Origin of the sequence: Promicromonospora sp. NPDC023805, assembly GCF_040639635.1 — a bacterium.
GTDB lineage: Bacteria > Actinomycetota > Actinomycetes > Actinomycetales > Cellulomonadaceae > Promicromonospora.
Genome location: NZ_JBFAAH010000036.1, coordinates 36,405 through 48,977 on the forward strand (window position 1 = coordinate 36,405; position 12,573 = coordinate 48,977).

At 70.9% G+C, this 12,573-nt stretch carries 15 protein-coding genes and 1 riboswitch; of the genes, 7 read left to right on the forward strand and 8 right to left on the reverse strand.

Annotation, left to right across the window (positions count from 1 at the left end):
- Positions 1-49: 49 nt before the first annotated feature.
- Genes AB0F70_RS25090 through AB0F70_RS25105 form a run of 4 tightly spaced genes read right to left on the reverse strand, consistent with a single transcriptional unit; the run spans position 50 to position 3,042 of the window.
- The gene (locus tag AB0F70_RS25090) at positions 50-1,063 is read right to left on the reverse strand and encodes an NADPH:quinone oxidoreductase family protein (RefSeq protein WP_357455155.1); all 1,014 of its coding nucleotides are present in this window, start codon (positions 1,061-1,063) and stop codon (positions 50-52) included.
- Between the two features lie 50 nt (positions 1,064-1,113).
- A complete protein-coding gene (locus AB0F70_RS25095) occupies positions 1,114-1,479 on the reverse strand; it encodes a MerR family transcriptional regulator (protein WP_357455158.1) in 366 nt (121 codons plus the stop codon).
- 57 nt (positions 1,480-1,536) lie between these two features.
- On the reverse strand, positions 1,537-2,397 hold the full coding sequence (gene purU / locus AB0F70_RS25100; protein ID WP_357455161.1) for a formyltetrahydrofolate deformylase: 861 nt from the start codon (positions 2,395-2,397) through the stop codon (positions 1,537-1,539).
- A 9-nt stretch (positions 2,398-2,406) separates the two neighbouring features.
- Positions 2,407-3,042 carry a GNAT family N-acetyltransferase gene (locus AB0F70_RS25105; protein ID WP_357455164.1) on the reverse strand — a complete coding sequence of 212 codons (636 nt, stop codon included), beginning with the start codon at positions 3,040-3,042 and terminating at the stop codon, positions 2,407-2,409.
- A gap of 88 nt (positions 3,043-3,130) precedes the next feature.
- On the opposite strand from AB0F70_RS25105, the gene AB0F70_RS25110 reads away from it, so the two are divergent.
- On the forward strand, positions 3,131-3,640 hold the full coding sequence (locus AB0F70_RS25110) for a GNAT family N-acetyltransferase (RefSeq protein ID WP_357455167.1): 510 nt from the start codon (positions 3,131-3,133) through the stop codon (positions 3,638-3,640).
- A gap of 2 nt (positions 3,641-3,642) precedes the next feature.
- Here the strand turns inward: AB0F70_RS25110 and AB0F70_RS25115 are convergent, their stop codons facing one another.
- The 3 genes from AB0F70_RS25115 to AB0F70_RS25125 form a co-directional block, all read right to left on the reverse strand.
- Positions 3,643-4,035 carry a PPOX class F420-dependent oxidoreductase gene (locus tag AB0F70_RS25115; protein WP_357455170.1) on the reverse strand — a complete coding sequence of 131 codons (393 nt, stop codon included), beginning with the start codon at positions 4,033-4,035 and terminating at the stop codon, positions 3,643-3,645.
- Between the two features lie 38 nt (positions 4,036-4,073).
- Positions 4,074-5,570: an FAD-dependent oxidoreductase gene (locus AB0F70_RS25120; protein ID WP_357455173.1), complete on the reverse strand. Its 1,497-nt coding sequence runs from the start codon at positions 5,568-5,570 to the stop codon at positions 4,074-4,076.
- A 77-nt stretch (positions 5,571-5,647) separates the two neighbouring features.
- Positions 5,648-6,451 carry a hypothetical protein gene (locus tag AB0F70_RS25125; protein WP_357455176.1) on the reverse strand — a complete coding sequence of 268 codons (804 nt, stop codon included), beginning with the start codon at positions 6,449-6,451 and terminating at the stop codon, positions 5,648-5,650.
- Positions 6,452-6,595: 144 nt separating this feature from the next.
- A riboswitch (ZMP/ZTP riboswitch) is annotated at positions 6,596-6,682 on the forward strand.
- A 96-nt stretch (positions 6,683-6,778) separates the two neighbouring features.
- Between AB0F70_RS25125 and glyA the strand changes: the two genes are divergently transcribed.
- Positions 6,779-8,059 (forward strand): serine hydroxymethyltransferase, encoded by a 1,281-nt coding sequence (glyA, locus tag AB0F70_RS25130; protein WP_357455179.1) that lies wholly within the window; start codon positions 6,779-6,781, stop codon positions 8,057-8,059.
- A gap of 80 nt (positions 8,060-8,139) precedes the next feature.
- The gene (locus AB0F70_RS25135; protein WP_357455182.1) at positions 8,140-9,024 is read left to right on the forward strand and encodes a bifunctional methylenetetrahydrofolate dehydrogenase/methenyltetrahydrofolate cyclohydrolase; all 885 of its coding nucleotides are present in this window, start codon (positions 8,140-8,142) and stop codon (positions 9,022-9,024) included.
- Between the two features lie 77 nt (positions 9,025-9,101).
- Here the strand turns inward: AB0F70_RS25135 and AB0F70_RS25140 are convergent, their stop codons facing one another.
- On the reverse strand, positions 9,102-9,548 hold the full coding sequence (locus AB0F70_RS25140; protein WP_357455185.1) for a hypothetical protein: 447 nt from the start codon (positions 9,546-9,548) through the stop codon (positions 9,102-9,104).
- Between the two features lie 397 nt (positions 9,549-9,945).
- Between AB0F70_RS25140 and AB0F70_RS25145 the strand changes: the two genes are divergently transcribed.
- The 4 genes from AB0F70_RS25145 to AB0F70_RS25160 all read left to right on the forward strand — a co-directional run bounded on the left by AB0F70_RS25145 (position 9,946) and on the right by AB0F70_RS25160 (position 12,444).
- Positions 9,946-10,581, forward strand: coding sequence for a flavin reductase family protein (locus AB0F70_RS25145; protein ID WP_357455188.1), 636 nt, complete (start codon positions 9,946-9,948; stop codon positions 10,579-10,581).
- Between the two features lie 109 nt (positions 10,582-10,690).
- Positions 10,691-11,173, forward strand: coding sequence for a VOC family protein (locus tag AB0F70_RS25150; RefSeq protein ID WP_357455191.1), 483 nt, complete (start codon positions 10,691-10,693; stop codon positions 11,171-11,173).
- Between the two features lie 48 nt (positions 11,174-11,221).
- Positions 11,222-12,046 carry an exodeoxyribonuclease III gene (locus AB0F70_RS25155; protein ID WP_357455194.1) on the forward strand — a complete coding sequence of 275 codons (825 nt, stop codon included), beginning with the start codon at positions 11,222-11,224 and terminating at the stop codon, positions 12,044-12,046.
- 134 nt (positions 12,047-12,180) lie between these two features.
- Positions 12,181-12,444, forward strand: a complete 264-nt coding sequence (locus AB0F70_RS25160; RefSeq protein WP_357455197.1) for a GlsB/YeaQ/YmgE family stress response membrane protein — start codon at positions 12,181-12,183, stop codon at positions 12,442-12,444.
- The last annotated feature ends 129 nt before the right edge of the window (positions 12,445-12,573 follow it).

Here is a 12,573-nt window from a genome sequence, read left to right on the forward strand (position 1 = left end):
GTTCGGGCCCAATCGCTGGGCTGCGGCGCGCGCGTCATCGGCGCGCCCTCTACCGCCGCGGGTCGAGCGCGTGCTTGCCGCTGCTCGCGCGCAGCTCCAGCTCTCGGAGCACTGCGGGCCCCTCGCCCAGCGGGTGGCTCTCCGGCGTACCCGGCGGGTAGACGCCGTCGTCGATGAGCGTCTCGAGCTCCATCACGAGCGACCGGTACAGGGCTGGGGCAGCGGAGGCCAGCGCGCCGATGTGCAGACCCTTGACCTGTACCGGGTGGCTGAAGACGAGGTCGTGCGTGGTCAGGGTGGCGCTCCCGGAGGCGTCACCGAACACCACCACTCGTCCGGTGAACCTCTTGGTGACCGCCAGGCTGGTCTCGAACGTGTCCCGCCCGACGGACTCGAGGACCAGGTCGACGCCGCCGGTGAGATGGGCGAGCGCTTCCGCCAGATCGGGCCGCGTGCTGTCGAGCACCTCGTCGGCGCCGAGCGCCCTGACGGCGTCGTGCTTGGCGGGCGACGCCGTGGCGACGACGCGCGCGCCGTAATGCCGGGCGAGGCGGACGGCGGCCTGGCCGACGCCGCCGGCCGCGGCGTGGACGAGTACCGTCTCGCCCGCCCTGACCGCACCGAGAGGCCGCAGGGCCGCCAGCGCTGTCGCCCAGTTCAGGACCATGCCGAGCGCTGCGGCGTCGCTCCAGCCCGACGGCACGGGCAGCACGCCTTGGTGCGGCATCACCATGTACTCCGCGAACGCACCCGGCCCCGTCCCGACGACGCGGGTGCCGACCGGGTACGGCTCCTCGACCTCCGGGCCGACGCCGACGATCTCGCCGGCGGCTTCGAAGCCCGCCACGTAGGGCGGCGTCGGCCCGCCTCCGTAGGTCCCCCGGGACTGCATGACGTCGGCGAAGTTGACCCCGGCAGCGCCGACCCGGACGAGGTAGTCGCCAGGCCCCGGCGCCGGACGGCGGCGGCTGGTAAGGACCAGGTCGTCCGGACCGTGGTGGGACTGCTGGACCAGCGCTCGCATCGTGTCTGCTGTGTTCTCGTGCTGGGTGATCGCGTCCATGTGGGGAACGTAGAACCCTCACGCTTGCGTCAACGTCAAGCCCGCCGCGGTCATCGACGGGCGCGTCCGGCCTCGTTCAGGAAGGCGTCCAGGGCGGACCTCTGGGTATCGAGGACCGTGATCCGCGCGGCGAGCCGGTCGCGGTACGCCTGCACCTCGTCCAGGAACTCGGAGCGCAGCTCGTCGGCGGTGGCTTCGCGGCCGTCGGCCGGCTCGGGCAGCAGCTCCCGGATCATCCGCACGGGCAGCCCGGACTCCAGCAACGAGCGGACGGCGATCACCCGGTCGACCGTAACCCGGCAGTAGTCCCGGTAGCCGTTGCTGCACCGGCCGGGGACGATCAGGCCCTCGTCCTCGTAGAACCGCAACGATCTAGCACTCGCGCCGGTGACCCTTGAGGCTTCGCCGATCTTCACACCACCGCAACGTCGAGGGCCCGCTCGATCTTCCGCCGGAGCAGTGCTCCCGCGTCCTCAGCGGAAGACGACCGTGCGGCGTCCGTCCATCAGCACCCGGCGCTCCGCGTGCCAGCGGACGGCGCGGGCGAGCGTGCGCCGCTCGACGTCCTCGCCGATGCCGACCAGGTCCTCGACCGTGCGGGAGTGGTCGACGCGCTCGACGTCCTGCTCGATGATCGGGCCCTCGTCGAGGTCGCCGGTCACGTAGTGGGACGTGGCGCCGATGATCTTGACGCCGCGGTCGTGCGCCTGCCGGTACGGACCGGCACCCTTGAACGACGGCAGGAACGAGTGGTGGATGTTGATGACCTGCCCGCTCAGGTCGCGGCACAGCTCGTCCGACAGGATCTGCATGTAGCGGGCCAGCACGACCACCTCGACGTCCAGCTCCTTGACCAGGCCGCGCAAAGTGGCCTCGGCCTCGGGCTTCGTGTCCTTGGTGACCGGGACGTGGTGGAACGGCTTGCCGTAGAACGTGGCGATGTCCTCGAGGTCGCGGTGGTTGCCCACCACGCCCACGACGTCGATCGGCATGCGCTGCGAGCGCTCGCGGAACAGCAGGTCGACGAGGCAGTGCGCGGCCTTGGACACCATGATCAGCGTGCGGATCCGCCTGCCGACGACGTCGAGCGTCCATGTCATCGCGAACCGGCCGGCCACCTGCGTCATCGCGGTGCTGAGCTCGTCGCGGGACGCCGTCGACTCGACCTGCACGCGCATGAAGAACAGGCCCGACGTCGGGTCGCCGAACTGCTGCGACTCGGTGATGTTGCCGCCGTGCTCGGCGAGCATTCCCGCCACCGCGTGCACGATTCCCGGCTGGTCCGGGCAGGACAGGGTGAGGATCCAGTGGGTGGCTGCGGTCGCGTCGTTCACGCGGTCAGGCTAACCCGCCACGGACGAGGCGGCTCCGCCGTCCACGACGAGCTCCTTGCGCATCACCCAGCGCCGTCGGCCCCCGCTGACGCCGCTCGTCTCCGCCGCGCGTTCGAAGCCCGCCTCCTCGAACATCCGCACGGTCCCGACGTAGCCGCTGATCACGTCGACGCGGTCCGGGCCGACGTCGGCCGGGTAGCCCTCGACCACCTCGGCGCCGTGCGCCCGGGCGTGCTCCACGGCCCCGGCGAGGAGGTGGCGCATGAGGCCGCGCTTGCGGTACCCCGCGCGGACCACGAAGCACACCGCCACCCAGGCGTCACGGTCATCGACGAACGGGATGGTGCGGGTGTTCATGAGCCGGCGATAGGTGGACCGGGGCGCTATCGAGCACCAGCCCGCCACGACGTCGTCCACATACACCAGGACGCCCGGGCCGGGCTCGGTGGCGCAGAGGTCCCGCATGTAGCCGGGGCGCTCCTCAGCGGGCACCCTGCTGTCCCGGTACGCCATGCACCAGCAGCCCTTGCCGCCGGGCTTCTTGACTCCCACCACCTCGTAGAAGTCGTCGTACCGCCCGACGGCAGGTCGCACGTCGATCCGTGGGCCTGGCTCGGCCGGCTGGTGAGTTCCCTCGTCTCCCATGCCCCGAACCTACTCCGGGCCACCGACACGACCGTCTGCACCGCGAACACCGTCGACCCGGGCGCGCCAACTCTGCAACCATGGACCCATGAGCAACTCCACCACGACGATCGCGCTGGTCGAGGACGACCACGCGGGCGAGCTCCTCACGTTGCGGCGCGCCGCGTTCGTGACCGAGGCCCAGCTGTACGACGACCCGCACATCCCGCCCCTGACCCAGACGCTCGCCGAGCTGCGGGACGACCTGGCCCGCGACGACGTCGTGACCATCGGCGCGTGGGAGGGCCACCGGATGATCGGCTCGGTACGCGTCGAGATCGAGGGCGAGAAGGCGACGCTCGGCCGGCTCGCCGTCGCGCCGGACAAGCAGGCCCGCGGTATCGGCACCGAGATGCTCTTCGCCGTGCTCCCGTACCTGCCGGAGCAGACCAAGGAGATCTGGGTCTTCACCGGCAAGGACTCGAAGCAGAACCTCGCGATGTACACGAAGCACGGTTACGAGGAGCAGTACGACAAGGCCGCGGGCGACCTGACGTACACCTACCTGCGGCGCGTGCTGGGTGCCGCGGGTGCGCAGCAGGTGCCCCAGGACAGCTGAGGTCAGTAACCCCAGGCGTGGTAGGACTCGATCTCCAACCACGCGTCGACCCGCGGGTTCTCGCGGTTCGGGTACGGGCTGCCCGTGTAGTGCGTCGCGAGCCGGTCGATGCCGGCCAGGGTCTCGTCGGGCGTGATGGTCACGCGGCCCTGGATGCTGATGTGCCGGTACCAGGTGTCGCCGTCGAGCACCGTGAGGGAGACGCGCGGGTCCGCGCGCAGGTGCTCCAGGCGCTTGCGGGTGGCGTCGAGATTGAGCAGCACCCTGCCGTCCTCGTACAGGTACCAGGTGGCCACGGAGACGGGCGCGCCGTCGGGCCGGACGGTCGCCATGACGGCGGGGTTCGGCTGGGCGAGGATCTTCGCGATGTTCTCGGGGACCGGGGGCGTTGCCACTGTGTGCTCCTTCGACGTCGGACAGTCCGAGCAGCCAATCAGGTATCGAGCCCCAGGCCAAGCGTGTCGAGCGACCTGAGCAGCAGGTTACGTCGTCCGTTCTGGTGGTCTGCCCGGTCCAGGGCCAGCCGCGTCGCCCGGATCCCGGCGGCCGCCACCGGCTCGGGCGGGAACGGCGCGGGCATCCGCCGCACCGTCCGGAGCCTCGTGCGTTCGGTGTCGGGGGCGCCGTCCATGACGTCGAGCCGGTCGAGCATCACCTGAGCGGCGAAGTGGCCGGCGCCGACGCCGAGCCCTGCCAGCCCTCCGGTGTGCTGGACGCGACCGCCCGCGGCCTGGGCGAAGTACGCGCCGGACCGGGTGGCCGTGTCGACGGTGCCCGCCCACCTGTGCGTGAGCCGGATGCCCTCGAGCTGCGGGAACGTGGTCAGGAGGTGCTCGGTGAGCCGCCGGAACGTCGCGGGCCGGTCCTCGTACGTCCTGCTCATGCGTCCGCCGTAGTGGTAGACGGCGTCGTGGCCGCCGAAGACGATCCGGTCGTCGGCCGTGAGCCGGTAGCGGTGGGACCGGTTCGCCAGGTCGGTGAGGCCCTGCCTGCCGCGCCAGCCGATGGCGCCCAGCAGGTCCGCGGGCAGCGGCTCCGTGGCGATCGCCGACGCGTAGACGGGCACCGTGTGGTGACGGTAGCGCCGTAGCAGAGGCGGGAACGAGCTGGTCCCGAGCAGCACGCGGTCCGCCTGCACGCTCGCCTCACCGCTGGGCGAGAGGGTGCGCAGCACGACGTCGTGCGCGCCACTTCGCGGCAGGGCGAGCCCGGTTACCCGGGTCTGCTCGAAGATCTCCACGCCGAGCTCGCTCGCGGCCCGCGCCAGCTCCGCGGCCAGCCGCGCGGGGTGCGCCAGCGCGGCGTCGTCGGGCCGGATGAGACCGGCCTCGTAGGTGGGGCTCGCCACCTCGGCGCGCATCTTCGCCCGGTCGAGGAAGGTGTGCGGAGCGCCGGTGCGGGCGGCGCGCGCGGCGGCGTCGAGCAGCCAGTCGATCTGGTGCGGCTCGATCGCGAGATCCACCAGGCCGGTGCGTTCCCACTGGCAGTCCAGACCAAGGGTGTCCACCGCCGCTCCGATGGCCGCGAGGTTCTCGTGGCCGAGCCGGGTCAGGAGGTCGTGCTCGTCGGGTCCGTCCAGGCGGTCCGGGACGTCGGGCGGGCGTCCGCTCTTGGGGCCGTGCGTGAGGTTCGCCGCGCAGAACCCACCGTTCCGGCCCGACGCCGCCCACCCCACCGAGCGGGCCTCGACCAGCACGACCCGCGCCACGGGGTGACGCTGCTTCGCGCGGAGCGCGGACCACAGGCCGGTGTACCCGCCGCCGACCACCGCGAGGTCGGCCCGGACCGGCGCCGACAGCGCCGGGTAGCCCGCGCGCTCACCCAGGTCGTCCAGCCAGAACACCGCGTGGTGCGTCCCAGCCAGGGCGTGGTCGACGACGGCGCGGGCCGGGACGTTGCGCTCGAAGACGGTCTGCTGCAGACGTGCCATACAGCGAATCTAGCCAATGTCCGGTGACTACCGGTTTCGCCGGGATGAGCGTCAGATGACGGTGCAGGTCAGGCGGCTCAGGCGCCGAGGCAGATCGTCTCGTAGCTGCGCTGCGCGTCGAAGCCGAGCCGGAGCTCGTCCTTGCTGCCCTCGGGGCACTCGACGCCCCCGACCGTCAGGCCGGTGACCGGACGCGCGCCGTCGGACGAGCACGCCACCTCGGCGCCGTCCTTGTCCACGCAGTCGCCGGCCATGAGCTGCCCGCCACCCATCCCCGGATCACCCGGGTGGTCGTCGGACAGGTTGCGGGCACAGACCGCCTGGGTCTCCCCGCCGGCATGGCCGTCCTTCTGGAAGGCGAGGTCCGTGCCCTCCGGGCAGTGCAGCTGGCCCACCGACACGACGTCCTGGATGTCGAGGACCGTGACGGTCGCACCCGGGTCGTCGCAGGGCAGCGCACGGTAGGTGTCCGTCTCGCCCTCGGTGCTCTCCACCGCCGGGTCCGGTCCGGCACACGAGTCGACCGCCCAGGTCGCGGTGGGCGCCTCGGCGGGGTCGGGGCCGAAGAAGTAGAAGCCGACAGCGCCGATGACGGCCGCGGCGACGAGGAACGCGACGACCGACCAGATCCGGTCCCGCCCGCCGCTCTTCCTGCGGCGGCCGTCGCTGCCGCCGTCGCCGGTCGGCACAGGGCCCGTGGCCGGCCAGCCAGGCTCCGGATCCTGGCCCGCACCGGGGCGGGCAGGGAACTGGCCCGACGGGGGCCGGCTCGCGGCGAACGGGCCGGACGGCGGCTGACCGCCGGTCCACTGGCTGTTCGGGCGGCGCTGATCACGCTGGTGTTCCGGAACACCAGCGTCCGGTGACACGGGGTATGGCATGGGCCGCACCATAGCCACGTCCGGCTGAATCGCGAAAGGGTCTCAGGTACTTTCGTTGCAATACCGGGCTTTTCGCCCCGCATGGTCGAGGACGGGATCGCCGGGTGGTCGTCGAGCACGGGTTCGTACGCGCCGCTGCTACGATCTTCGGGTCGCGACTGGCGTCAGGTGGATCACCACCGGGGAGCGACGAGTCATGCCGACGAGGGGTCGTTCGCCTGGGCCCCGGGTCACCTCGTGAAGGTGTGCGCCCGGGCAGTCGTGTCGCGGCGCGTGTGCTTTCCACCGCCGTCCGACAATCCCCGTCCCGCATGAATCGAGGAGCTTATGAGCGCATCGACTCCCGACCCGCTCTCCACCCCGCTCGCGGAGCTCGACCCCGAGATCGCCGCCGTCCTGGACGGAGAGCTGGCCCGCCAGCGCGACACTCTCGAGATGATCGCGTCCGAGAACTTCGTGCCGCGTGCAGTCCTGGAGGCCCAGGGCTCGGTCCTGACGAACAAGTACGCCGAGGGCTACCCCGGCCGCCGGTACTACGGCGGCTGCGAGCAGGTGGACATCGCGGAGAACCTCGCGATCACCCGCGCCAAGGACCTGTTCGGCGCCGAGCACGCCAACGTCCAGCCCCACTCCGGCGCCCAGGCCAACGCGGCAGTGCTGCACGCCCTGATCAACGCCGGCGACAAGATCCTCGGCCTCGAGCTGGCCCACGGCGGCCACCTCACGCACGGCATGAAGATCAACTTCAGCGGCAAGCTGTACGACGTCGGCGCCTACGGCGTCGACCCGGAGTCCTACCGCATCGAGATGGACGAGGTCCGCAAGAAGGCCCTCGAGCACCGGCCCGACGTGATCATCGCTGGCTGGTCCGCCTACCCGCGGCACCTCGACTTCGCGGCGTTCCGTGAGATCGCCGACGAGGTGGGCGCCAAGCTGTGGGTAGACATGGCGCACTTCGCCGGGCTCGTCGCGGCGGACCTGCACCCGTCGCCCGTGCCGCACGCCGACGTCGTCTCCTCGACGGTGCACAAGACGATCGGCGGGCCGCGCTCCGGCTTCATCCTGTCGAAGCAGGAGTACGCCAAGAAGATCGACTCCGCGGTGTTCCCGGGCCAGCAGGGCGGCCCGCTCATGCACGTGATCGCCGCCAAGGCGGTCTCGTTCAAGGTCGCGGCGACCGAGTCGTTCAAGGACCGCCAGGAGCGCACGCTGCGGGGTGCCTCGATCATCGCCGAGCGCCTCTCGCAGCCCGACGTCGCGGCGGCCGGTGCCTCCGTGCTGACCGGCGGCACCGACGTGCACCTGGTGCTCGTCGACCTGCGCAGCTCCCAGCTCGACGGTCAGCAGGCGGAGGACCTCCTGCACGACGCCGGGATCACCGTGAACCGCAACGCCGTCCCGTTCGACCCGCGGCCTCCGCGCGTCACCTCGGGCCTGCGGATCGGCACGCCGGCGCTCGCCACGCGCGGGTTCGACGACGCCGAGTTCACGGAGGTCGCCGACATCATCGCGACGGCCCTCAAGCAGGGCGCAGGCACGGACGTGGACGCCCTCTCGGCTCGCGTCTCAACCCTGACGGCCAAGTTCCCGCTCTACCCGGGTCTCTGACAATCCGCTGAGTGCTGGGTATTTGTTGATCGAGACGGTTTCAGGCCGCAAATATCCAGCACTCACCGAGGGAGGTATGCATGAGCGCTCAGATTCTGGATGGGAAGAGTGTTGCCTCGGCCATCAAGGGCGAGCTGAAGGAGCGGGTCACCGCGCTGCGCGAGCGCGGCGTCGTGCCAGGGCTGGGCACGCTGCTGGTCGGCGACGACCCCGGGTCGCAGTGGTACGTGGCGGGCAAGCACCGTGACTGCGCCGAGGTCGGCATCGCGTCGATCCGGGAGGACCTCCCGGCCGACGCCACGCAGGAGGACATCGAGGCGGCGGTGCGCCGGCTGAACGAGGATCCGGCCTGCACCGGGTACATCGTGCAGCTGCCGCTGCCGAAGGGCATCGACACCAACCGCGTGCTCGAGCTCGTCGACCCCGACAAGGACGCCGACGGCCTGCACCCCACCAACCTGGGGCGCCTGGTGCTGCGGGTCAACGAAGAGGTCACCTCCTCGCTGCCGTGCACTCCGCGCGGCATCATCGAGCTCGTCGAGCGGCACGGCATCAAGCTCGCGGGCAAGGAGATAGTGGTCCTGGGCCGCGGCGTCACCGTCGGCCGCCCGATCGGCCTGCTGCTCACGCGGCGCGCGGTGAACGCCACGGTCACCCTGACGCACACCGGCACGCAGGATCTCGCCGCCCTCGTGCGGCGGGCCGACGTCGTCGTGGCCGCCGCGGGCGTCAAGGGCATCGTCTCCGGCGACATGGTGAAGCCGGGCGCCGTGCTGATCGACGTCGGCGTCTCGCGCGAGACCGACCCGGAGACGGGCAAGTCGCGCGTCGTGGGCGACGTGTCGCCCGAGGCCGCGGAGATCGCGGGCTGGGTGTCGCCCAACCCGGGCGGCGTCGGCCCGATGACCCGCGCGATGCTCCTGTCCAACGTGGTGGACTCGGCGGAGCGGACGCTCGGCGTCTGACGGCCGACTGTCGTTCAGCACAGCAGCTGCTGCCAGATCGGCTGGTTCCTGGCAGCAGCTGCTGTGCTGAACGACAGTCAGTTCGGGCCTATGTCTGCTGCGGGTCGGTAGAAGAAGCCGGGTCCACGGCGTGCCTGCCTCCCCGGTTCCAGTTGGCCTTGGTCCTCGAGCTTTCGCAGCACCGGACCGACGTTGGGCGGTGCTGCGCCAACGATGCTCGCGAGCTCGGTCGAGCTGATGCGGCCGCGGGCGCGAGCCCAGTCCATTGCGATCTCGGGCCGCGGGGTTGCTCGGCGGGTGCGGTCGGCTCGGAGTCGTTCGTCGTCGAGCGCGGATCGCGCGGCCTTGGAGAATGTCCACGCGGGCGCTGCGTCATCGGGCACACCAAGGACTGGTGTGACGATGGGTGCGCCCGCGATCTCGACGTCGGCGAGATCCTCGACAACGCTCTCGGCCTGTGCGAGGCCCCGTTGAAGCACCGGAGCGGCGTGCTCGGCGTCGACCCACCCGCGGCTGGCCAGCATGCGGAGCAGCAGGACTGCGTCGAGGTCCTGCCGGACCGTGGTGGGAGCGAGACGGGACAGGAAACCGATCCAGGCCTCGTCCGGGCGGCCACCATAATTTAGGTGCAGGATTTATTATGCCTTAATGATGGTTAGATCGGCATCTGCGCTCGCATCATCATTTCGAGCGAGTTGTCAGTGGCGGCCGTTGGATGCCTGCCAAGTAGAAGCACAGCAGCCCTCGCCGGAGGCGAGGGCTGGGGCGGGACGCTCAGGATTGCTCCCTATCGCGTCCCCAGATCTCAGGTGAAGTCCGCGCTGGCCGTCGATCGGTCGTGTTGTGAACGGTTCCGGCGTCGAGGCAGCGACGGCCGATTCCCGCCAGACCCTCTGCCGGGGTGCGGTCAGGCTTGGGAGCATGCACAAGACCATCGATCTCAAGGTCATGTACTTCGGCACGCCGGTGGTGCTCATCTCGACACGGAACCCGGACGGGACGGCGAACCTCGCGCCGATGTCGTCCGCCTGGTGGCTGGGCGACCACTGCGTGCTGGGCCTCGGCGACTCCGCCCGGACGGCCGCGAACCTGCACCGTGAGCAGGAGTGCGTGCTGAACCTCGTACCGTCCGGCATGGTCGAAGTCGTGGACCGGCTGGCGCTCACCACCGGGGCTCCCGAGCTGTCGCCGCGCAAGGCGGCGATGGGGTACGAGTACGTCCCGGACAAGTTCGCCCGGGCCGGCGTCACCGAGCAGGCGTCGGACATCGTGCGGGCGCCCCGGGTCGCCGAGTGCCCGGTGCAGCTCGAGTGCGCACTGGTGCAGGAGAACGTCCTCGGCTCGCCGAGCGCCGGAGCGGCGGTCTTCCAGGTACGCGTGCTGCGCAGCCACGTCGCCGAGGAGCTGATCATCCCGGGGACCCAGTACGTGGACCCGATGGGCTGGGACCCGCTGATCATGAAGTTCTGCGAGTTCTTCGGCGACGGCTCGGCGGTCCGGCCGTCGCGCCTGGCCGAGGCGTGGGAGATGCCGCACGCCGGGGTGCTCACGCGCTGACACCACCCGTGGCGTACCCGCGGCCCGACGGCCGATGAGTTTCCGGCGGGCGCGGGGTCGAATCAGGTGACGGGGCCGACGGCGGTCCCCACCGACTCAGGAGGACACGATGGCTACCGTTCGAGCGCATCTCTGGTTCGCGAACAACGACGCCGGCGAGGCGGCCGCGTTCTACGCCGAGCACATCCCCGGCTCGTCGGTGGACAACGTCGTGAAGGCGCCCGACGACGCACCCGGTGCCCAGGCGGGCACCGACTTCGTCGTGGAGTTCACGGTGGGCGGGCTGCCCGTGACCGGGCTGAACGCCGGCCCGCATGTCACGCTGAACGAGGCGTTCTCGTTCTACCTGTCCGTCGAGGGCCAGGAGGAGGTCGACCACTACTGGGACCTCCTGACCGCCGACGGTGGCGAGCCCGGTGCCTGCGGCTGGTGCAAGGACAAGTTCGGGGTCTCGTGGCAGGTCATCCCCAAGGAGCTCGAGCAGCTGTCGGGCACCTACTCGACCCCTGGCGAGATCGCCACGATGAACGCGATGCTCAAGATGGGCAAGATCGACGTCGCCGCGCTGCAGGCGGCGCACGACGGGGCGTGACGTAGCCGGGCGACAGCCGATGTCAGAGGCGCCAGTTAGGCTTCCCGGGTGCCTCTGATCGTCGCTACAGCCAATGTCAACGGGATCCGCGCCGCCGTCCGCCGCGGCATGGATTCCTGGATCGCCACCCGAACGCCGGACGTGCTGCTGCTGCAGGAGGTGCGCGCCCCCGACAAGGTGGCCCGCGAGCTGCTCGACGGCTGGCACGTCGCGCACACCGAGTGCGAGGTCAAGGGGCGCGCCGGGGTGCTCGTCGCGTCCCGGCTGCCGATCGGCGAGGTGCGTGCGGGCCTGGCCGCCTACGGGCCGGACGGCGAGGTGGAGGCCGGCGGCGACACCGGCCGCTGGATCGAGGCGGACATCGAGCTGCCCGACGGCGGGACGTTCACCGCCGTCTCCGCCTACCTGCACTCCGGGTCCACGAACCCGGGCCAGGAACACACGATGGTGGCCAAGTACGCCTACCTGGAGAAGGTCACGGCCCGCCTGGCGGAGCTCTCGACGGCGCAGGCCCCGGCAGTGGTCGCGGGCGACCTCAACATCGCCCACCAGAACGTGGACATCAAGAACTGGAAGGGCAACCTGAAGAGTGCGGGCTTCCTACCGGAGGAGCGCGCCTATGTGACCCGCTGGCTCGACGAGCACGGCTGGGCGGACCTCGGGCGGGTGCACGCCGGCGACGGACCCGGCCCGTACACGTGGTGGTCGTGGCGCGGCGCGGCGTTCGACAACGACTCCGGCTGGCGCCTCGACTACCAGCTCGCCAACCAGGCGCTCGCGGGTGCGTGCCGCAAGATCGAGGTCGACCGCGCGCCCACCTACGCGGAGCGCTGGAGCGACCATGCCCCGCTGGTGGCCACCTACGAGCTCTGATCCGCCGATCTCTCAAGAGACGAAATATCTCTAGAGGCTAAACCTGGCCAGGACCGTGCGCCGCCCGATAGGGTCCGGCCACCGACGGACCGCATCATCGGCGAAGCGGGCCGCACGATCGAAGGGACAACGCTGTGGGAATTCTCGGCTGGATCCTCATCGGCTTGATCATGGGCGCCATCGCGCGCGCCATCCTGCCCGGCAAGGCCAAGGGCGGCTGGCTCATCACACTGGTCATCGGGGTGCTCGGGGCTCTCCTGGGCGGTTGGCTCGGCGGCGAGCTCTTCGGCGTCCAGACCAACGAGTCCTTCTTCTCCCTGACCACCTGGCTGTGGGCCCTTATCGGGTCGCTGCTCGTGCTGGCCATCTGGGGCGCGGTCACGGGCAGAAGGCGCTGAGCTCTGACACTGCCGCTGGTGGGGGGGGGGGGGGGGGGCGGGGGGGGGCCCCCCCCCCAACCCGTGGGTTGGTGGTCGGGGCGGTGTGTGTGGAGTCACGGTACCTGGGGTAGCGCCGGGGTCGGGCGG